Origin of the sequence: Parabacteroides sp. PM6-13 (assembly GCF_029892605.1) — a bacterium.
In the GTDB taxonomy this organism is placed as follows: Bacteria; Bacteroidota; Bacteroidia; order Bacteroidales; family Tannerellaceae; genus QVMG01.
In genome coordinates, this window is sequence record NZ_JARXWF010000005.1 from 228,018 (window position 1) to 250,161 (window position 22,144).

Annotated in this window: 13 protein-coding genes; all 13 read right to left on the reverse strand. The window is 45.8% G+C overall.

The genetic code is table 11. The features are described from left to right. Positions 1 to 18: 18 nt before the first annotated feature. Entirely contained in the window at positions 19 to 1,626 is a 1,608-nt protein-coding gene (locus M2134_RS07035; protein ID WP_348525033.1) for an OstA-like protein, read from the reverse strand. After that, positions 1,623 to 2,996 (reverse strand): peptidylprolyl isomerase, encoded by a 1,374-nt coding sequence (locus M2134_RS07040; protein WP_280750576.1) that lies wholly within the window; start codon positions 2,994 to 2,996, stop codon positions 1,623 to 1,625. Before M2134_RS07040 ends, M2134_RS07035 begins: the two co-directional genes overlap by 4 nt. Positions 2,997 to 3,023: 27 nt before the next feature. Beyond that, a complete protein-coding gene (locus M2134_RS07045; protein WP_280750577.1) occupies positions 3,024 to 3,869 on the reverse strand; it encodes a peptidyl-prolyl cis-trans isomerase in 846 nt (281 codons plus the stop codon). A gap of 8 nt (positions 3,870 to 3,877) precedes the next feature. Then, the gene (locus M2134_RS07050) at positions 3,878 to 5,422 is read right to left on the reverse strand and encodes a peptidylprolyl isomerase (protein WP_280750578.1); all 1,545 of its coding nucleotides are present in this window, start codon (positions 5,420 to 5,422) and stop codon (positions 3,878 to 3,880) included. 128 nt (positions 5,423 to 5,550) lie between these two features. Further along, complete coding sequence (recQ, locus tag M2134_RS07055; RefSeq protein ID WP_280750579.1) at positions 5,551 to 7,725, reverse strand: DNA helicase RecQ; 2,175 nt, start codon at positions 7,723 to 7,725, stop codon at positions 5,551 to 5,553. Positions 7,726 to 7,741: 16 nt separating this feature from the next. Continuing rightward, positions 7,742 to 8,971, reverse strand: coding sequence for an ATP-dependent Clp protease ATP-binding subunit ClpX (gene clpX / locus M2134_RS07060; protein WP_280750580.1), 1,230 nt, complete (start codon positions 8,969 to 8,971; stop codon positions 7,742 to 7,744). Positions 8,972 to 8,973: 2 nt separating this feature from the next. After that, positions 8,974 to 9,642 carry an ATP-dependent Clp endopeptidase proteolytic subunit ClpP gene (gene clpP, locus M2134_RS07065; RefSeq protein WP_280750581.1) on the reverse strand — a complete coding sequence of 223 codons (669 nt, stop codon included), beginning with the start codon at positions 9,640 to 9,642 and terminating at the stop codon, positions 8,974 to 8,976. Between the two features lie 280 nt (positions 9,643 to 9,922). Beyond that, positions 9,923 to 11,278, reverse strand: coding sequence for a trigger factor (gene tig, locus M2134_RS07070; protein WP_280750582.1), 1,356 nt, complete (start codon positions 11,276 to 11,278; stop codon positions 9,923 to 9,925). A 169-nt stretch (positions 11,279 to 11,447) separates the two neighbouring features. After that, complete coding sequence (gene secA / locus M2134_RS07075) at positions 11,448 to 14,819, reverse strand: preprotein translocase subunit SecA (RefSeq protein WP_280750583.1); 3,372 nt, start codon at positions 14,817 to 14,819, stop codon at positions 11,448 to 11,450. Between the two features lie 161 nt (positions 14,820 to 14,980). Next, positions 14,981 to 16,570 (reverse strand): alkaline phosphatase family protein, encoded by a 1,590-nt coding sequence (locus M2134_RS07080; RefSeq protein WP_280750584.1) that lies wholly within the window; start codon positions 16,568 to 16,570, stop codon positions 14,981 to 14,983. Between the two features lie 2 nt (positions 16,571 to 16,572). Beyond that, positions 16,573 to 17,802: a DUF4105 domain-containing protein gene (locus M2134_RS07085; protein ID WP_280750585.1), complete on the reverse strand. Its 1,230-nt coding sequence runs from the start codon at positions 17,800 to 17,802 to the stop codon at positions 16,573 to 16,575. Positions 17,803 to 17,943: 141 nt separating this feature from the next. Continuing rightward, entirely contained in the window at positions 17,944 to 20,319 is a 2,376-nt protein-coding gene (locus M2134_RS07090; protein ID WP_348525034.1) for a sugar-binding domain-containing protein, read from the reverse strand. A 76-nt stretch (positions 20,320 to 20,395) separates the two neighbouring features. Further along, the gene (locus M2134_RS07095; protein ID WP_280750586.1) at positions 20,396 to 22,087 is read right to left on the reverse strand and encodes a RagB/SusD family nutrient uptake outer membrane protein; all 1,692 of its coding nucleotides are present in this window, start codon (positions 22,085 to 22,087) and stop codon (positions 20,396 to 20,398) included. Between the last annotated feature and the right edge of the window lie 57 nt (positions 22,088 to 22,144).

The following is a 22,144-nucleotide window of genomic DNA, read 5'->3' on the forward strand; positions in this document are numbered from 1 at the left end:
ATTTAATAATACCGACTGCTAATGTACGAATTTATTACTTCTTTTCGGGGTTGTCCCTGCCTCTCTCTTCACCTCCCGGTAGATATCATCCGGATCTTTCGGCCGGATATAATCGAACCAGTGAAAATCTTTCAGAAACTTCTGATCGGGGTTCAAGTCTGGGATCGGAGTTGTAGAGCCCTGGGGAGATGGCCATATTTTCAATTGCTCCAATTGATTATCCTTTATCCAGATAGAGAGGAAGCCACTTTTTGTCTCATTCAGTCCGATCATGCCTCCGCCATCCTCTTCGATGGGGTAAAAGATCGATTCCGCATTGCCTTCCACATCAATCAGACGAACCTGCTTACCTTCAAAGAAGGCTTTCATATCATTCCCTTTCAGCTGGTTATAATAGGTCGTATCGACCTCCTGAGCAGCAAAGGCAAACTGTTTGATATGCGCGTAATCGATCGTGCTGTCATTGAAGTAGACCAGGATGCTGTCGCCATAGATCTGGTATTGTTCGTTCCAGAGAATAGGATCGTCGAACATATACAACACCGAATCCCGGGTATTGAACAACATAGAGTCACATACTCCCTGCATATCGGAGCGGTAGAATCGCACGCCGTAATAGGCATTGATTTCCCGGAAGTCATCATCAATCGTAACCATCTTAAGCGTGTCGGCATGCAGATAGAGGCTGTCGCCCTGGCCATATTCAATGAAACAGGCCTCATCGGTAGCAAAAGCATATTCGGTCAATTCGTTATAAAAGCCATATTGACCCGTTAAAATGATCTGCTGAGCGGTGTCACGCAGGATCATATTGCCAAACACCTCTCCGAAACCGGTCTCCCGGTCGTAGTGAATAGAGTCGCCTATCAGGATCTTTTCGCCCATGGTCACCTCCGAGCGATCCAACAATAGCGAGGTTTGCTTTTCCGTATCATACCAGCCTCGGGAGGTATGCACGGTGCCGCTATCCGTCACAATCACGGAAGGTCCGAGGATGGTCGCTATTTTCGTATCCGTACTATAATGCAAGGTATCGGAATAAAGCGTAAACTTGAGATTTTCCAGGCGCACACTGTCGTTGAAGACCGCCAGTTTCGTCACCGTCGAATATTGCCCGTAGATCGAAGAAAGATCGTTTTCTTCATCCATAATCAGCCCTTCATCGAAATAATAACCGATATCGGCCGTACGGTCGTAGTTCAAACTGTCTGTAAAAAGAGTCACCTGATTGTTCTCCATGCGCACCTGTTCGCGGAGATAGGCCATCTGCGTATTTCCGTCATAAAGCAGGTAGTTGGCATAGATAAAAAGGGTATCACCCTGCTCCATACGCACATTGCTGAAGGCTTCGAAGGTATTCCTCTCCTGATAGAGGTATGCGCTATCGCAATACATATAAGCACTGTCATGCCGCAAAACAACATCTCCATAGAGAATCTTGGCGTCGGCCACGTATTGCTGATTACCAATCAAAGAATCGGCTCGTTCGATATGTATATAGGTGACTTTCGGAGCGCTACTGGTCGAATCAGGAGCAGAAGCAACGGATCCCACTGTTTGTGCCATAGCGAAAACAGGGAATAAACAAGATAGAACAAGGATAAAGAGTATGCTGCTTTTCTTCATTTTCTTACCCAACCCGGATACTGAAAATCGCAATTTTGCCACCCGTCGCTTATCCGGATATATGTTGAACGTTGTTTCTCTTGAATCCATTTATGAAGCATTTCCTCCCGCTTGCTCTCTTCCACGATCGACTTCAACACCTGGTAGTCGTCGGAGATATTGGCTTTATGCTGGAGGGTTCGCGCTTTTAGTTTCACAATCGCAATCACCTCTTTCTGCTCTTTCTGCGTACGCATGATAAAGGGTTTTGAGATATCTCCCACCTCCATCTCATTCACGACACGCGCCATCTCCTGCGGCAATTCGAACATCTCAAAACGAGGCGTTCCCATATGGGCGCTTTCATAATCCTGGTTTACCATCAACCCCTTATTGTTTTTAGAGTCTTTGTCGTAAGACAGGTAGGTAGCCGCCTCTTCAAAGGTAAATTTCTCTGCCTTTATATCGTTATACAGCGAGTCCATTTTGACCATGGCCTCATTCAATTCCTTTTCAGACACTTTCGGTCTCAACAAGAGATGCCGCACATTGATTCTATCGCCACGCTTCTCTATCAACTGAATAATATGATAGCCATATTCCGTTTGCACAATCTGAGAGACACGGTTCGGATCGGTCAGGTTGAACGCCACATTAGCAAACTCAGGCACAAGGCTCGTTTTGCTCATGAAGCCCATCTCACCTCCCTGCATCGAAGAACCCGGGTCTTCGGAATACAAACGGGCCAACGTAGAGAAAGGCCTTCTGCCGGAATGGATATCATCGGTATACTCACGCAAACGCGCCTTGATGGCATCGATCTCTTCCAATGGTATTTTCGGCTCCAGGGTAATGATCTGCACTTCGACTGTTGTAGGGATTGTCGGTAAGCTATCCTGCGACAATTGGTTGTAGTATTTCCGCACTTCCGACGGAGTCAGCTTAATCTCACCCGCCAGTTTGCTACGTACTTGCTTGATGATCTCCTGCTCACGGATAATACTTTTCCGCTCTTCTTTGATCTGTGAGATCTTCTTGCCAAAATACTCCTCTACCTTTTCCACATCGCCAATACTACTCACCGCACTATTGATCCAATAATCGACCTGCTGAATAACAGAGGCCTCGTTCGCCTCGATACTATCGATCTTAGCTTGGTTCAGAAACAGTTTCTGTATCGCTATTTGTTCCGGAATATAACAATAAGGGTCATTTTCAAATCGTTGGCCTTCGCTTTGTAGATACAAGCGCTGGTTCTCAATATCAGAAAGAAGAATAGCATCATCTCCAACCACCCATACTACCTCATCAATCACGTTCGGCTGGCTCTGTGCAAACGCTGCACCGGCTGAGCAAACCAATAAAAACAGAAATAAAAACTTCTTCATCATGTTATTTTTCAATTTAATCTTTTCCGACTATGGCTCTGCTACGATTTTTGCTTTTCCCTGACGAATAGCATTCGTATACAATTCCTCTTCAAACGCACGCAAGAAATCAACTTTCCGCTGATTAATCAGTATTTCTACTATTTGCGCATTCACATATTCATAAGGAGCCACGCTCCCAGCCGGCAGATATTCTGTAATAGCAAGCAGATAACAGTAGTTATTATCCGCCTCCTCAACATATTTGTTTATCTTTAAAAAAGCATTCGCATCCGGCACGCGGGTAGGCATATTGTCGACAATTTGGTCAAATTCTACCCAACGGTCGTAAAAGTAGTCATAAACTGTGGCATTTTGCACACTAAATTTCTCAATTTTTTCTAAAGCCTCTTCATTTGTTTGTTTATACCATGTTTTTATGTCCGACAAGCCGGGAGCATCTATCGGTATTTTAAGAAAAAGGCCTTTCACCAAGGCCTTGTCTAACGTAAACTTCTGTTGGTTCTCTTCGTAAAAGCGCAATTTGTCGCTCTCTTGAATATTAGCGGAAAGTCGTTCTTTAATCAGCCGCTCCTGGTATCTGTAACGCACCAGTGAATTGCGGTAGTCATCGACCAACTTATCAATCTCAGCCTTTTCATCCAAATTACGAGATGCCACATCGTAAACCAAGGCGTCCTTCACCCATTTTTTGATGATACTCTCAGCCATAATAAGGCTATCGGCCGAGGAGACACCACGTGGAATCATGGCTTTGACTTCCGATTTCCTCAACACTTTTTCATCTACACTCGCGACAACGTCGCTATCAACACTTTGTTTTCCTTTGCAAGCAAGTAAAACAAAGGGAAGGAACAGAAATATCAGTTTTCGCATAAGCGGCATTATTTCTTCAATCGTTTTATCAACTTTTTATTTACGACTACAGGGTATTTTTTATTTAATTCCGCAATCCATTCGGCTTCGGCCGCAGCTTGTTCCTCGGCTGGCTTACTCCATATCTTCTGATTGGATATCTCAAACAACAAGATCCCGTCACGATATTCCTGCAGCAGATGTTTCATCTCCGGATGCTTCGCCTCTAAGTTCTTTTTCTCCGCACCTTTCGTCAGCTCCCGGATAAACAGATCATATACCTCCTGCATAAAATCGGGGCCATAGGTCTTCACAGAGAAGGGCTGAGTCACCATGTAATAGGCAAATTCCGCCTGCGTAAAAGACTCTCCTTCCAAATCAAAAAGGATCTTATCCATCTCTTTGGCCTCTTCGTAGAAAAGCTTATCGCTTGGGAAATAGTCGGCGCATAGATTCACCAACTCCGCATAGGCTTCCGGATAGAATTTGTATTTGTATTCACGACGCAATTTATCATCAAAGGCTTTGTATAGTTCAAAGTTACGCTCGCCTTCGCTCATAAATTTCCCGATCAGCGATTTCTGACTCTCGAAAGACTCACGGGGCTCCTTTCCTAAGAATTTGATGATATGGTAGCCAAAAACCGACTCCACAATAGGCGACAATTCTCCGGGTGTAGTCATCGCAAAAGCAGCCTTTTCAAACGGAGCCACTGTTTCGCCTATAGCGATTGGTCGCAATACGCCCCCCTCTGTTGCCGATCCGATATCTGCCGAATGCTCCTTAGCCAATTCGCCGAAATCAGCCCCTTCCTGAATCTGCTTGTAAAGAGTCTGCACTTTCTGTAAGGCCTCTTCCTTCAAGGCTGCCGAATCGGGCGGGAAGCTAATCAGGATATGGGCCACCTTTACCTTGCCGGGATTCGGACGACGGGCATGCACCTGCACAATATAATAGCCACGAGAGGTATGAACCGGCTCAGAAATCGCTCCGATAGGCAAAGTATACACCGCATCTTCCAGCGCTTTCGAGGTACGCATAGGGAACAAAATGGGCACATATTCATACTGAACCAATTCACTGTTCTCAGCCGCCAGTTGCTCTCCCAACACATCGATCTTCTCGCCGTCGAGTAAACGCTTCCGCGCCTTCAACGCCTCCTGGTAAGGAAGAATCGTATCGTTGAGCAGGGTGTTTCCTTCCGGCAGCTTGAAAAGGATATAGCTCAGTTCGGGAATCACATTTCCTCTGTCATAGAGGTTTTTTATCGCTTTTTCCTCCGCTTTCCGATCCGAGAGATAGTCTGCTTCCAACTGAGCCTGATACATATTGAACTCACTGGCGTATGCGCGAGTCTTATCAAGACCCATTTCTTCCGCTTCGACAATTTTCAGCTTAAAGTTCTTGAACAACTCAACATACTCATTGATTGATTTGGTATTGGAGAAATCGGCTTCGCCATTTTTCTGGGCGATAAAAATAAATTCCGAAAGAGGTATTGGTTTGCCACCGACAGTCATAATGACGGAGTCCGGAAGACTTTTCGCCCCGACTACCAGTGAGACACTTAACATACAAGTAAAAACGATAATATACCTTCTTAGCATTTCCTTTTTCATAATGCAAATGAGCTTAATATAACATTATATAAACGGAGAGCATGCAGGAATAGTATACGCCTCTCAAAATTTAGTCTTTTTTATCAATTAGCCATTTCCGACAGGAACTTCACCCGGACAAGACGTATCTCTTCTTCCGTGTAGTCGCCACCCAGTTCTTCTATGGCCTCTTCGAGGTCGTCTGTTTCCGAGTCTTTAAAGTATTCATAGATATCTTCAACGTGATCTTCATCCATCACATCGTTCACAAAATAATCGATATTGATCCGCGTGCCTGAATAGACAATAGCTTCCAACTCATCCAGCAATTCTGCAAATTCAAGCCCGTTGGTCAAAGCAATCTCGTCTAAGGCAACTTTCCGGTCGATACGTTGAATGATCGACACCTTCAATTTCGACTTATTGGCTACCGTGCGCACACGCAGGTCTTCCGGACGCTCGATCTCATTTTCCTCTACATGCCTTTTGATCAGCTCAACGAACTCTTTCCCATACCGTTTAGCCTTTCCCGCTCCTACGCCCGGGATATTCTGCAATTCGTCTAAGGTGATCGGATAGGTTGTCGCCATGGCCTCCAGGGATGGATCCTGGAAGATCACAAAAGGAGGCACCTCCAGCTTTTTAGACATCTTCTTCCGCAGGTCTTTCATGATCGCGTACAACACCGGATCGACAGCACAAGAGCCTCCGCCACGCATTGGCGTCTCCTCTTCTTCCTCTTCAAATGTATTGTCTTTGGTAATTTTGAACGATACCGGATTTTCCAGGAATTTCTTTCCTTCATCCGTCATGCGCAACAACCCGTAGTTCTCAATATCCTTATTCAGATATCCCGCTATCAGGGCTTGCCGGATCACCGCGTTCCACGTTTTCTCATCATCATCACTTCCCGACGCGAAAATTTCTAACTCGTCATGTTTATAAGATTGGATCTCGGATGTTTTATTTCCAATTAAAACATTTATGATATATTCCGTCTTAAATTTTTCTTTCAATACGCCTACCGCTTCCAATACGGTAGATAATAATTCTTTTGCTTCCACTTGCTTCTTGGGATTCAAACAGTTATCACAATTACCACAATTATCGTCTTCGAAAGGCTCGCCAAAATAATGCAACAAAACCTTTCTTCGGCAAACAGATGTTTCCGCATACGCGGCTGTTTCAAGCAACAACTGCTTGCCTATTTCTTGTTCGGCTACCGGTTTACCCTGCATAAATTTCTCCAGTTTCTGAAGATCTTTATAGGTATAAAAAGAGATACATTGTCCTTCGCCGCCATCACGCCCACCACGGCCGGTCTCCTGGTAGTAGCCCTCCAGGCTTTTCGGCATATCGTAATGGATCACATAACGCACATCCGGTTTATCAATACCCATACCGAAGGCTATCGTCGCCACGATCACGTCTACATTCTCCATCAAGAAGGCATCCTGATTCGCCGATCGTTGCTGAGAGTCCATGCCGGCATGATAGGCCAGCGCCGATATCCCGTTTGTTTTTAGTATCTCCGCAAACTCTTCTACCTTTTTGCGACTCAGACAGTAAACAATACCGGACTTTCCCTCCTGTCCTTTGATAAACTTAATGATCTCACGGTCCACGTTCGCTCCTTTCGGACGTACCTCGTAATACAAATTCGTCCGATTAAAAGAGGATTTGAACACCGTCGCATCGATCATACCCAGGTTCTTTTGTATATCGTGCTGCACCTTAGGGGTTGCCGTGGCCGTCAGGGCGATCAACGGTTTCTTTCCGATCTCATTGATGATCGGACGGATCCGTCTGTATTCCGGGCGGAAATCATGTCCCCATTCCGAAATACAATGCGCCTCATCGACCGCATAAAAAGAGATCTTCACCTGGCGAAGAAAATCAACATTTTCTTCTTTGGTTAAAGACTCCGGCGCCACATACAACAACTTGGTCTTTCCCGACAAGATATCTTCTTTGACCTTGTCGATCGCCGCTTTGTTTAGGGAGGAATTCATGAAATGCGCCACTCCATCTTCCTCACTAAAGGTACGCATAGCGTCTACCTGATTTTTCATCAGGGCAATCAGCGGAGAGATGACAACAGCCGTCCCTTCCATCAACAGGGAGGGTAGCTGATAGCACAACGATTTACCTCCGCCCGTTGGCATCAGTACAAAGGTGTCGTTCCCAGCCAGCACATTTTCAATAATGGCTTTCTGGTTTCCTTTGAATGAATCAAAGCCAAAATTAACTTTCAGTTGTTCTGCTAAGTGGTCCTTCATACTAACATTCTTAATTTTACGCTATCTGCAGACGACGCACATCCGATTTCTCAAATTTCTCTTCCGCATATTCTATTGTCACATGCAATGATTTCTCATTGGTCGACGGCATGCTATACATGGCATCCGTCATAATGGCTTCAACAATAGAACGTAGTCCGCGAGCTCCTAATTTAAACTCTAACGCTTTGTCTACTATATACTCATATACATCATCGTCAAACGACAACTGGATATCATCCATTTCGAACAACTTGATGTATTGTTTGATAATCGAGTTTTTCGGTTCGGTCAAAATGTTGCGCAATGTCTTACGGTCGAGCGGATCCAGATAGGTAAGAATCGGCAGACGCCCGATGATCTCAGGGATCAAACCAAACGATTTCAAATCGGTCGGTGTAATATACTGCAGCATATTTTCCCGGTCGATCCCTTTGGTGTTTTTGCTGGAGGCATAGCCTACCACACGCGTATTCAACCGCTGGGCAATCTTTTTCTCGATGCCGTCGAAAGCGCCACCACAAACAAAGAGGATATTCTTCGTATCAACCGGTATCATTTTCTGCTCCGGATGCTTACGTCCTCCCTGGGGCGGCACATTCACTACTGAGCCTTCCAACAGCTTCAACAGTCCCTGCTGAACGCCCTCCCCGCTTACATCGCGGGTAATCGACGGGTTGTCGCTCTTACGGGCTATCTTATCGATCTCGTCAATAAAGACAATCCCCCGCTGAGCCGCTTCCACATCGTAATCGGCAGCCTGCAGCAAACGTGTCAGGATGCTTTCGATATCTTCACCCACATAGCCAGCTTCGGTCAAGACTGTCGCGTCGACAATCGTAAAAGGCACATGCAACAACTTGGCAATGGTGCGCGCCAATAGGGTTTTTCCCGTACCGGTCGCCCCTACCATGATGATGTTCGATTTTTCGATCTCCACATCATCGGAGGTCACTTTCTGGATCAATCGCTTATAATGGTTATAGACCGACACGGAAAGTCGCTTTTTTGCGGCATCCTGTCCGATCACATATTGATCCAGAAAAGCCTTGATATCTTCCGGTTTAGGCAGATCTTTCTGATTCAACCGGAAGGAGGTTGCCTTTGCGGGCATTTGTTCATTTACTATCTCGTACGCCTGCAATGCACATTCATCACATATCGCTCCGGAGATGCCATTAATCAAAAGATTAACATCCCGACTTCCTCTACCGCAAAACGTACAAACGTCGCCTACTTTGGCCATATTTATCTTTCCTTCTTAGTGAATATATCATCAATCATGCCATATGCTTTGGCCTCCGCGGAGGTCATCCAATAGTCACGATCACTATCGCGTTCGATCTCTTCAATCGTCTTTCCGGAATGGTCGGCAATGATCTGGTATAATTCTTTCTTTACCTTCAACACCTCGCGTACGGCAATCTCCATATCGGAAGCCTGTCCCTGCGTTCCGCTCATCGGCTGGTGAATCATCACGCGTGAGTGTTGCAAACCGAAACGTTTTCCTTTCGTTCCGGCCACGAGCAATACCGACGCCATTGAAGCGGCAATACCGGTACAGATCGTTGATACGTCACTGCCGATAAACTGCATCGTATCATAAATACCAAAGCCTGCATAAACAGACCCTCCCGGCGAGTTGATATAGATAGAAATATCCTTACCCGGATCGCTTGAATCCAGATAAAGCAATTGTGCCTGTATCACATTAGCGGTATAGTCGTCTATCTGTGTTCCTAAAAAGATAATACGATCCATCATCAAACGGGAGAATACATCCATTTGTGCAACGTTTAACTGGCGCTCTTCTATAATCGTCGGAGATATATAGCTACTTGTTATGTCCATATAGCTGTCAAGGGCTGTGCCACTCAGACCCAAATGCTTTGTAGCATAATTTCTAAAATCTTTCATACTTCTAAATTATTGTTTTTATCTCTATAAACACACTTCAAAAAACCTCATTCCATTTTAACGGAATAGCAAAGTTATAAATAAATTTCTAAAACCTACAAATATTTCACTCCGCGCGGGCTGTTTTTTTGCTTACCCCTAAGATAATCAAGATAAACGACTGAATATCAAAAACAAAACAACACGAAAAGACATAAATAACCGCAGGGAACAGATTCTTTTCCAATAGAAAACACCTATTAACCCTGCGGTTATATTTTATTTGCCGAATAAAGAATGCTTATTCTTCAAACAGCTTATTGAATTCGTCGATCGTCACCTCTTTGGTATCCAACTTCACATGCTCTTTCAGCCAGGCGGTCAATTTATCTTCCACCGCTCTGTCGATCACGTTCTGCAATGTCTCTTTATTCTTCAGCATATCCTTGGCGTAGTTGTCGAGGATATCATCGGGCACAGAAAGCATGCCATACTGGGCAAACTGCGACTTAGCCACGCGACGGGCGAAGAGATTCACATCAGCCTCTTCCACTTTGATATCGTTCTTGCGAATGATTGTTTCTTTTACCAAGTGGAATTTCAGGTCTTCAATAATCTGAGGATATTCAGCTTCTATCTTTTCCGGTGTGTTCTTCTCATTGGCAAGAAGCAACCAGCGTTTCAACAGATCATCGGCAAACGGCAGGTCGCCCGCTTTTTTCACAAGCACCGCGCGCGCGTCTGTCAGGAACTTATAGTCCGCCTGCGGAGCAAACTGTTCAGCCAATACCTCACGGATGCGTGATTTGAATTCCTCTTCCGTAGTCACTACGCCTTCACCAAATACCTTGTCAAACAACTCCTGGTTCAGTTCGCCCATCTGGTGACGAGTGATTTCCTGAATCTCAAAGCTGAAATCCGTATTGGTCGCGGCTACCTGATCCTTCTCGATTTTCAGGAAGGCAGCGATTTCCGCTTCAGCACCTTCGTAGGCCTTGAAAGGATTGAATATAACCACTGAGTTGACCCCTGCCTCCATAAACTTGGCCTTTTCAGCCTCATCTTTGATATACATCGGCATAACAACAGCCTCTTCGGTGCGGATTCCACCCTCTTTCGGCAGGTCGTTTTCCAATTCGGCTACCAGTCCTTTGATCATGTCTTTCTCTTCCACATCTTTCACCTGCTCATAGGTGCCAAAGTTCTGACGGTATGATTCAACCTGTTTCTCTACCATGTCATCATCGATCGTCACCTGGTAGAAAGGAATTTTAGTCTTTTTATTGAGTTCTATGTCAATTTCAGGAGCCAACGCTACGTCGAAAACAAATTCAAACGCTTCATCCGTATCAAAGTTCAACGGTTTCTGTATCTCTTCGTTCGGTAGCGGCTCACCCAGGATATTCAGTTTTTCTTCGCGGATGTATTTATACAGATTATCTGAAACCAGCTTGTTTACCTCTTCAACCAATACATGTTTTCCATACATCTTCTTTACCATTCCCATCGGCACCATGCCTTTCCGGAACCCCGGAACGTTGGCTTTCTGACGGAAATTACGTAAGCTTTTTTCTACCTGTTCAGCGTAATCTTCTTTTACAATCTCCATGGTTATCAAACCACGGGAAGCATCCTTATTCGTTAGCGAAATGTTCATTCTGAATGATTTATATGATTAATTTATAACTTCTTTGTTCAAATAGGCTGCAAAATTAGACTTTATCTTTCATTCAAGCAAATAGTTAAACAGAAAAACAAAATCGGACATAAAAAAGAGGGCATATCACCCTCTCTTTTATGCTTATACATGGGTATTTTCCACCTATTTACAATCCTTTCCCATGGCAAGACTTATACTTCTTGCCACTTCCGCATGGACATGGATCATTACGTCCTACCTTCTTTTCGGTGCGGATCGGTTCCAGTTTTTGCTGCTGTTGCTGCGCCATGGCTCCGGCGTTCGGATTGGGAACAGCCTGACTGCTTCCACTGCCGATCTCAGCCTTTTCCGTGCGGTAACGGCTCATATCCTGACGACGTTCCGGAGCAGCCTGTTGTACCGCAATACGACGTGATGCGGCGGCAGCGGCAGCCTGTTGCTCTGCCGAGGGCTGTTCTTCGCGCACAGGGATCTGTCCGCGCATCAGGATGGCAGCGGTCTTCTTGTTCATCGTGTCAACCATCACCTTGAAGAGGTTAAACGATTCCAGTTTATAGATCAACAGAGGATCCTTGTTTTCATAACTGGCGTTCTGTACCGAATGACGCAGTTCGTCCATTTCGCGCAGGTGCTCTTTCCAGGACTCATCGATCGTATGCAGGGTGATAGCCTTCTGGAACGCTTTGGCAATCGCCTTGCTCTGCGTTTCGTAAGCCTCTTTGAGGTTGGATTGTACGTTATACATCCGTTTTCCGTCTGTGATCGGGATCAGGATGTTTTCATACATCGCACCTTGGTTTTCATATACCTGCTGGATTACCGGGTTGGCCACCTGCACCATACGATCCATACGACGTTTGAAGGTTGCCAATACCTCGTCGAAGAGGCGGTCGATCAATTCGTTTGCCCGGGTCGACTTGAATGTTTCCGGATCGAAAGGCGACTCCATCGCAAAGGTGCGGAAGAGTTCCAGTTTGAATCCTTCAAAGTCTACGAAGTCGCCGGTATGTTGTTCGATCAGGCTGGTAGAGGTATCAAACAAGGTGTTCAATACGTCCAGACCAATACGCTCACCCATCAGGGCATGACGGCGGCGGGTATAGATCACGTTACGTTGCGAGTTCATCACGTCGTCGTATTCCAACAGACGCTTACGGATACCGAAGTTGTTTTCTTCCACCTTCTTCTGTGCCCGTTCTACCGATTTGCTCAGCATATTGTGTTCCAACACTTCGCCTTCCTTGAAGCCCATGCGGTCCATCAATCCGGCGATCTTCTCAGAAGCAAACAGACGCATCAAATCGTCTTCCAGCGACACGAAGAAAACCGAAGAACCCGGGTCACCCTGACGTCCGGCACGTCCGCGCAACTGGCGGTCGACGCGACGGCTCTCATGGCGTTCGGTACCTAAGATAGCCAAACCACCGGCTGCTTTCACCTCCGGCGAGAGCTTGATGTCGGTACCACGACCTGCCATATTGGTAGCGATCGTCACCATACCTTTCTGCCCGGCCTGAGCAACGATCTCTGCCTCGCGCTGATGCAGCTTCGCGTTCAATACATTATGTTGAATCTTACGCATATTAAGCATACGGCTTAACAACTCGGATATCTCCACCGAGGTAGTACCCACCAATACCGGGCGTCCGGCATCAACCAAGCGGTTGATCTCTTCGATCACAGCGGTATATTTTTCTCGTTTGGTCTTGTAGATACGGTCGTTCATATCGTTACGGGCAATCGGACGGTTGGTAGGGATCACTACTACATCCAGTTTGTAGATGTCCCACAACTCACCGGCTTCCGTCTCTGCCGTACCGGTCATACCCGATAGCTTGTGGTACATACGGAAGTAGTTCTGCAAAGTAATGGTCGCAAAGGTCTGCGTAGCGGCTTCTACCTTGACGCGCTCCTTGGCTTCGATTGCCTGGTGAAGACCATCAGAATAACGGCGTCCATCCATGATACGGCCGGTTTGTTCGTCAACGATCATTACCTTATTATCCATCACCACATATTCATCGTCTTTCTCAAACAGGGTGTAGGCTTTCAACAACTGGTTGATCGTATGAACGCGTTCGCTCTTTACAGAGTAGTTGGCCAGTATCTCATCTTTCTTAGCCTGTATTTCCTCTTCGTTACCCTGCATATTGTCGAGCTGGGAGAGTTCAGAAGCGATATCGGGAAGCACGAAGAAGTGTGGATCATCCGTTTTACCGGTCAACAGGTCGATACCCTTATCAGTCAATTCGATGCTATTGTTCTTTTCGTCGATCACAAAATAAAGATCATCGGTTACCAAGTGCATATTGCGCATATTCTCCGCCATATAGAGCGCCTCAGTCTTCAACATCTGCGTTTTAACACCCGGCTCGCTAAGGAACTTAATCAATGCCTTGTTGCGCGGGAAACCTTTGAAAGAACGGTATAATAAAAGTGAACCCTCTTCCTGCACCTTCGGATCGTCGCTGGCCATTTTCTGTTTGGCTTCGGTTAGCAATTTGGTTGTCAGGTTCTTTTGGGCATTCACAACCACCTCTACGTTGGGACAGAATTGTTCAAACAACTGCTCCTCACCGCGTGGGATCGGACCGGAGATAATCAACGGAGTACGCGCATCGTCAATCAATACCGAGTCGACCTCATCGACAATCGCGTAATTATGTTTGCGTTGCACCAGATCGTTCGGGCTGATGGCCATATTGTCACGCAGGTAGTCGAAACCGAACTCATTGTTGGTACCGAAGGTGATATCGGCATTGTAAGCCGCGCGGCGGGCATCGGAGTTAGGCTGGTGCTTGTCGATACAATCCACCGACAGTCCATGGAACATATAAAGCGGCCCCATCCATTCCGAGTCACGCTTCGACAGGTAGTCGTTCACCGTCACCACATGTACCCCGTTGCGTGTCAAGGCGTTCAGGAACACCGGCAGGGTTGCCACCAGGGTTTTTCCTTCCCCGGTTGCCATTTCCGCAATCTTTCCTTTATGCAATACCACACCACCAAACAACTGCACATCATAGTGTACCATGTCCCAGGTGATCTCATTACCACCGGCTACCCAGTGGTTCAGGAAGATCGCCTTGTCGCCTTCGATGCGCACAAAGTCATGTTTGGCAGCCAGGTCGCGGTCGAAATCGGTAGCCGTAACCACCGTCTCTTCGTTTTCCTTCAGGCGGCGCGCCGTATCTTTCACGATCGCGAAGACTTCAGGAAGCACCTCTTCCAATACCTCTTCCATCTTCTCCGTGATCTCTTTTTCAATTTTATCTACTTCGGCCCAGATCGTTTCGCGTTCTTCCAGTTCTTTGTCGTCGATGCCTTCACGCAGTTTGGCAACCTGTGCCCGTTCATCGGCCACATAGTCCTGAATTTTTTGTTTGATAGCTTCGGTGCGCGCGCGCAGTTCATCGTTGCTGAGCGCCTCGATCGACGGATAAATAGCCCGGATCTTGTCAACATACGGCGTGATTTCTTTCAGGTCTCGCTGCGACTTATTACCGAATAGCTTCGTCATGAATTCGTTAAATCCCATAATCTTATGTTTAATTGAAAATTGAAAGTTGAAAATTGACAATAAAATGCCTGTATCCAACTTGAACAATTCTCGTACGTTTATATTCTGTTTGTTGAGGAAATGGCAAAAAACATGCCATGAATGATTGCTTTACGCCCTGTCGAATGAATTTTCAACTTTCACTTTTCAACTATCAACTCGAAAAGCGGAACGCTTTGAGACGCGTTCGGTGGCCGGATACGAAGCACATGGGTAACGGAAGGAGCTACCTCCGTTGCCTTTACTTCGCGGTAGATATGTTGTGGTTTTACTCCGTTCCCGAAGAAAATAAGCGGAGTCATGACCGCGTTGTTGCGTACTACTTTTACCTTTTCACCCGCCTTTTCCAGGTTTACTTTCCAGCCCGGTTGCAGTTCGATAATCAGATCGCCCCGTCCCAGATGGTGTGTGCCGTGGCGGAATTTGGCAGTCCCTTCGTTCCAGTCACCAATAAGCAACGAACGATCGGTGGTCACCAATTGCACCCCGCTAAACTCCTGCACAAACTCGGCCGATTTCTGCTGTACCTCTGCCAGGTCGAGCTTCGCCGTTTCAATGGCTTTCCGGTTCAGAAATATCTGTTGGTTGTAATAGCCTGTCACCCAGTTCTGATCCTGTCCGTAGACCGCCATCAGATACATATTCAACAGAGCGATACAACGTTTCGGATGAAAGTCGCCTCCCCCCAATAACATACCTTCCGGATACTCCTCTTCACTGCGGAAATAACCGGTTCCGGTGAATACAATCAGGGTGTTTTGCAATCCGACCTTCTTGTCGATCGCATCCAAGAGTTGCTCCAGGTCTTTGTCCAGTTGATAATACAGATCCTGTATCTCCCGGTTGTATTCCTTGTTCATCAAAGGGCGATAGTTGCCGGCATAATAGGTCAGCGCCAGCATATCGGGAGTCGACCGCGTTCCGAATGCCGCATATTCCAGGAATTGCAATGCCAAGCGGTTGATCTCTTTATTGACAAACGGTGTTGTCTTCAGATTCAGGTAGACATTGGCTGTCTTCTCGTTGAAGGTATATTTGAAAGGTATATCATCCAATAGATAAGGGAACCCTTTGTATTGGTCGAGCGCGAGCGAGGGAGTCCATGCCATCTGGTTCAGACGTGCCGACAGGGCTTCCGTGCCATTATTGTAGCGATCCACATACCAGGGAACCTCTTTATAATAGGTAGTAGTCGCCCATTTCCCATTGTAATCGTCCATCCAGAAAGCACCGTTGGCGGCATGCCCGGCCGAGATAATCGCACTTTCCGCGTCAGGAGCAATCGCAAACACGTCGCTTCTGCCTTTGGAGGCGATCTTCAATTCGTCACCAATGGTGGAACTGATCAAGGCTTTAGGTGAATAGTTATCGCGTGTATAGTTGCCTAAGAATTCCGAATCATATAGGATAGAGACCTCTCTCTCCTTTTCGAAATCATATATTCGATTGTTATGAATACCATGAAAAGCAGGGTTCGAGCCGGTAAACAGCGTAGCAAAGGCGCTGGCCTGGTCGATATCGGAAAACTCAAAGCGGATGTTCCGGTACACCAATCCCTGATTGAGTAATCGTTTGAATCCCCGTTCGCCAAAGGTATTATAGAAATAGTCGATATACTCTCCCCGCAGCTGGTCAACCGTAATGCATACCACCAGTTTAGGCGCCTGCAATTGGGCATCCATATTGGTGACTGCCAGTAAAAGGATCAACGAAGAGAGTATCTTTCTCATTATTATTTCTTTGTTCTTTTTTTGTCGTATATCCTATATCCGGAACGCATCCACAGGATAAGGATAAGCGGAATAAAAGCCGCGTTCATTTGTTGCGGAATGAAAAACCATCCGATGAGCAACAAAGAAAGCGCCGCAAAGTTAATAAAATGATACCAATATGCCGCTTTATTCATCTTTTTTACGGAAAACAGGACAACCCCTACCCAATGTAATGGATGCAACCACACCACCGACCAGTTAGGCCAGATGCAAGGATGAACCGACACGAAGCAGAGGAAAAACAAGACACAGCCCCCTATTCCCGCCAAAGAGAAGAGCAATATATCCAATCCGTTATAGGCTCTTTTTTGCTTCCACGCCCGGTAGGTAAAGAAGAGAACCACCAAAAACAACAGCCATCCACACACCATAGGCGTCAATAAATCGTCCAGGATATCAAACGTATCCTCCTCTTCGAAGGCTTTGTTTACCCGCTTCTCCGATACCATTTCGCGCTCCGTGCCTTCCGGGTCGAGAATAGAAGCGTGTTCATACGCTTGCATCACGAAAGAGGGAAGAAACATCATCTCATGCGGGGTGGCCACGCGGTCGGCGGGACTGCCCAATGCCAGGTCGATGCCGAAGGTGAGCCAAGTGCGATGGCGGGTACAATCATGCACCATTTGCCGGAAGCTTTGAGGCGCTGGCGGATTATGATAGATCACCTCTCCCCGGGTATATCGCTCGACCATCGCCGGCAGGCGGGTCGCGCAATTATCGAAAAAGAAATTATAGCGATAGGTTCTATTTTCCGGTTGTGCATTGAGAATCAACCCCTCAAACAAACCCTGCTTCTCATAGGGTGTCAGATTAAGCACCAATTCCGTCACATCACTCCCCCGCATCTGATAATTCGCCAGATATTGCTTGTAGTCATTTATGCCGAGAATATAATCCGTATGCCCCAGCGCAAACCGCCACACAAAATTGGGACTGGAGAAATCAAATATCCCGTAATTGAATACCCCATCAAATCGGGTAACCGGATCATACACCCGAATAGCCGCGTGCCCAAACACCGTAAAAGCCGCCTCATCATAAGGCGCGGATATCAGAAAACTAATCTCCGCCTGATCGCTCAAAGTCGCCTGTGCCGATAAGCGGGTTGACGTCCCCAACAGTATCACCAGGCAAAGCCCTACCCACCAGGACAGCCTTCTATTAACCCCTTGTTTCTCTTTCTTTTTCATCTTCATCGTCGATTTGAGGATTCAAAGGTATGAAATTCGCGGGAAGTTGAAAATTCTTTGATACGATGAGAGATAAAAAAGACTCCTGCAAAATGTTTTACCAATTTTGCAGGAGTCCATCATAAGACTTGTTACCAACAATTATTTACAGAAGATAACAGTCGTGCTTATCGGCATATCTTTTCCTGTCGCCTCTACGGTTATTTCGCCGGGAGTGCGCGATGCCTGAATAAGAGCTAAAGCTTTTCCAAAATAGGTTGTGCGTGTGGCCGTCTTGTATGGCGTATTATTTCTCAAATCACCACTATCTAAGCCGATCAGTTTGCCATTCCCTGTCACTTTGATAGTGATAGGAATATCCTGATTGGGAACGGGTATTCCCTCTTTATCGACAATCGTAACTGTGATATGTGAAACGTCCTGTCCATCAGCCTTGACCGAAGATCTGTCGGGCGACAGCACGATGCGATGGGGGGCACCGGAGGTTTTCAACTCATGGCGTGCCGCTTCGTTGCCATTATTATAACTGATAGCCTCTATGGTTCCCGCGGCATAAGGGACATGCCAGGGAATCGTATTGTTATCATAATCGGCTACTTTTCTTTTACCCATACTGTTGCCGTTAATTTTCACCTCTACTTCCTGACAATTGCTGACAGTTTGTATCAATATGATATGCCCTTTGTATTGCGGGAAGTTCCAATGTGAAGCCAAATAGGGCCACGCCCAATGATCTTTCCCTGGATCGATATCGAGCGATTGGTCGACAACTGCAATACTAACCATCGGTTGATCATTCCAAACAGAACGATGAAACGAAGCCGACGGTTTTTCAAACATACAAATATCGAACAAACCGGTAGGCCATCCTTTGCTTGGCCAGCCACTGCTCTCACCAAAATAATCTATTCCTGTCCAAAGGAATTGCCCGAATATAAAATCATTCTTGACCACGTCATACCAAGGGTTTTTCGGAGAATAATCGCGGACAATAGCCTTTCCTTCACGACCTCTGTAATAAGGGTACACCTCGGAGCCAAACATAATGCGGTTGGGAAATTGTTCTTTATCTGTCACATACCAGGGTTCCTGATAGTTGTAGCCGACAATATCCAGTGCTTCCGTGAATCCGCTTTTATTATAAGTCCTTTCCAGCATATTACTTCCCGGAGCGATAGCCACCATCACCGGTCGTGTCGGTTCTGTTTTATGCACATAGTCTTGTAGCATTTTAGCACGGGCAACCCCTACGCCGGTATTGTCACCCTGCTCACCGACCTCATTACCGACGCTCCACATGATTATTGACGGATGGTTTCTGTCCCTGCGCAACATAGCGTCAAGGTCTTTTTGCCACCATTTGTCGAAATATTCACCATAATAGCCAGACTTCCACTTATCGAAAGATTCGTCGATAACCAAGAATCCTAACTGATCACATAGATCCAAAAACTCCGGACTGGGGGGATTATGACTGCATCGAATAGCATTACAACCATATTCCTTCAATATTTGCAGTCTCCTTTCATAAGATCTGTCAGGCACAGCCGCTCCAAAAGAACCCGCGTCATGATGCACGTTCATTCCCTTCATTTTCATCGGAACACCGTTAAGCGAGAAACCTTTATCCGGATCATATTCAAAATAACGGATTCCCAGAGGTGTTTCATACTGATCGATCACTTGCCCATCTGCTTTTATGAGCGATTTGATACGGTATAGATAGGGCTGATCGACTGACCACAGCACCGGGCTCTTAACCGTCAGGCTTTGGGATATATCGTTTTTCCCTTTCTTCGTGATGGAAATTTCTGAAACAGTAGTTGCAACCTGCTTCCCTCCGGCATCTTCAATGATACTTTCTAAACTTATCTTTTTCCGAGGAGAAGAATAGTTCTCGATAGTAGTAACAAGTTTTACTTCCGCCGACTCTTTGGTAACAACAGGGGTTGTCACGTACGTGCCCCAAGTAGGAATATGTATCGGTTGAGCAACATTCAACCAGACATGACGATATATACCTGACCCGGAATACCAACGTGAAGTGGGGCAGTTTGAATGATCAACACGTACGGCAATGGTGTTCTCTTTCCCGTATTTCAGGTAGGGTGTGAGATCGTACTCAAAGCCGATGTATCCGTATGGATAGAATCCAAGATGTTTTCCATTGATATAGACATCGCTTTGGTGGTAGACGCCATCAAAAAGAATGGAGATTTTTTGTCCTTTGTATGCTTCCGGTACTTCAAATGTTTTTCTGTACCATCCGATCCCTCCCGGGAAAAAGCCCATAGATCCACCTCTGTGCATGGTAGAGTCGGTTACCAAACCAATGCTCCAATCATGAGGCAATTGCACTTCTTCCCATTGCGCATCGTTGTAATTCGTAGAAGCAGCCTCTTTTATATCACCCAGATGAAACTTCCAGCCAAAATCGAAATTCTCCTTTGTTCTGACATTGTCATTAGAAAAACAAACAGGAGAAGAACCCATCAAGAATAGAATTAGGATGATCAAACCTGAAATCTTTTTTCTGCAAAAGCAGCAGGGCTTGAGAACTAATAGATTCATAATCATAGATATTTGTATTTATTTAATTATAACCCGGATTTTGTTCGATAGTCGCAAGAATATTTTTCTCGATCTCACCATATGGTATAGGCCAAAGATTCTGGTGGTCACCGATATTATAACCTGTCAGATTATATTTCCGTGTCCGTTCTACCATTTTCCCCAGTCGGCATAATGTAATGATTCGGATTTCTTCGCTATACAATTCCCGCATTCTCTCATCCAGAATATAGTCTATATCCACTTGGGCAGCAGTTATCGGAGCGGCATTAGCTCGAATACGCACCGTATTTATATCTGCGGCCGCTTGTTCTTTATTATTCGCACCAAGATAAGCTTCCGCGCGGAGCAAATAAGTTTCTGCCAAACGGAACGCGTATTCATCTTTGAAAGATCCATGCGCCAGTCCCTGACTGTTTAATAATCCGTGTTCGCCTAATGCTGTTAACTTCATTGTGCCATCCGCGTTTTTAGCATAAGCCTCAGCAGGATAGTTATTGGTTCTGCTGAATTTCTGAATAAACGGATACCAAAGACGTATTTTATCGCTTTCTCTTAACCATCCATCTTTCACAAACCACTGTCCGTATCCTTTTGCCGCGGGATTATCAATTCTAAAATCCTTGATAATATTATAGTCTGAATTGCGCATATCGGCAGCGTCATCCCATAATTCCTCAAAAAACCACGGATTTGGCTGAACAGCTCCGATACCTCGTCCCCCTTTTTCCGCTGTCCATGTCGTAAAAGCAGGAACCGTTTTGCCTTCTTCTGCCGATTCGGTAACAATTGAATAATACCCGGGAATAATTTGACGCGCAGTGTTGCAATTATAGCTTGACCCGGCATTCTGATACTCATATTGCAAAACCCAGATACTTTCGGTATTGCCGCTTGACGAACGATTTTGATTATTCACGCGGAATAAATCCCAGTACGTATCGCCCGGTTCATCTTTACGAGAGCCGAACCGATCTGTCATCAAAGCCATTGATGGATGATTGATAACCGCTGAGGCTGATTGAACAGCTTGCTCGTACTGTCCCGTACAAATATAAATTTCTGTAAGCAGGTGTTGTCCGGCTTGCTTGTTGATATAACCATCACCAGCCTGGTCAATATCTTTTAATAAAGAAACAGCTTCTTCCAAATCGGCACGACATTGTTCATAGACTTCCGCACGGGTGTTTCGGGTAAAATCACGTTTGGGAGCGTTCAATTCCTCCGTTACAAGAGGCACCCCGCCATACATATTCGCCAGGATACGGTAATAAAACGCGCGAAAGAACAACGCCTCACCGCGAATTGTGGCTTTATCGGTATCGCTTATCTCATTGGCATTGGGTAAGCGACCGAGTATCACATTGGCATTTCCTATAGCATTATAGCAGGTGGTCCATAGCGTTTGTACATACGATGACTCAGGTGTTATCCATCCTTTGAAGTTGTTGTATTTCATGTCAGGGAAGTCATATCCTCCATGCGCATAATCCGTACAGAATAGCGTAACGCGAAAGTCCTCGTTCGAGTTCCAGCATAAATTACGATAAGCATCATATAGAAAATTCAGCGATTGCCGAAACTGGACAGTTGTCTGGTAGGCATTGTCAGGAGTCATGAAATCTAATGGCTCTTCTTTCAACCAACTATCCACAGAACACGAAGTAAAGAGGCTGGCAGATGCAATGATAATTGATATAGCTATTTTTTTCATTTGATTTTTATTTTTTAGTATAAAACGAATCTGTTCTATGCTCTGTTTTATCATGGT

What these genes read in the sequence shown, in the direction of transcription:
- M2134_RS07035 (WP_348525033.1), bottom strand. Translation starts at nt 1,626, where the DNA reads ATGAAGAAAAGCAGCATACTCTTTATCCTTGTTCTATCTTGTTTATTC.
- M2134_RS07040 (WP_280750576.1), bottom strand. Translation starts at nt 2,996, where the DNA reads ATGATGAAGAAGTTTTTATTTCTGTTTTTATTGGTTTGCTCAGCCGGT.
- M2134_RS07045 (WP_280750577.1), bottom strand. Translation starts at nt 3,869, where the DNA reads ATGCGAAAACTGATATTTCTGTTCCTTCCCTTTGTTTTACTTGCTTGC.
- M2134_RS07050 (WP_280750578.1), bottom strand. Translation starts at nt 5,422, where the DNA reads ATGTTAAGTGTCTCACTGGTAGTCGGGGCGAAAAGTCTTCCGGACTCC.
- recQ (WP_280750579.1), bottom strand. Translation starts at nt 7,725, where the DNA reads ATGAAGGACCACTTAGCAGAACAACTGAAAGTTAATTTTGGCTTTGAT.
- clpX (WP_280750580.1), bottom strand. Translation starts at nt 8,971, where the DNA reads ATGGCCAAAGTAGGCGACGTTTGTACGTTTTGCGGTAGAGGAAGTCGG.
- clpP (WP_280750581.1), bottom strand. Translation starts at nt 9,642, where the DNA reads ATGAAAGATTTTAGAAATTATGCTACAAAGCATTTGGGTCTGAGTGGC.
- tig (WP_280750582.1), bottom strand. Translation starts at nt 11,278, where the DNA reads ATGAACATTTCGCTAACGAATAAGGATGCTTCCCGTGGTTTGATAACC.
- secA (WP_280750583.1), bottom strand. Translation starts at nt 14,819, where the DNA reads ATGGGATTTAACGAATTCATGACGAAGCTATTCGGTAATAAGTCGCAG.
- M2134_RS07080 (WP_280750584.1), bottom strand. Translation starts at nt 16,570, where the DNA reads ATGAGAAAGATACTCTCTTCGTTGATCCTTTTACTGGCAGTCACCAAT.
- M2134_RS07085 (WP_280750585.1), bottom strand. Translation starts at nt 17,802, where the DNA reads ATGAAAAAGAAAGAGAAACAAGGGGTTAATAGAAGGCTGTCCTGGTGG.
- M2134_RS07095 (WP_280750586.1), bottom strand. Translation starts at nt 22,087, where the DNA reads ATGAAAAAAATAGCTATATCAATTATCATTGCATCTGCCAGCCTCTTT.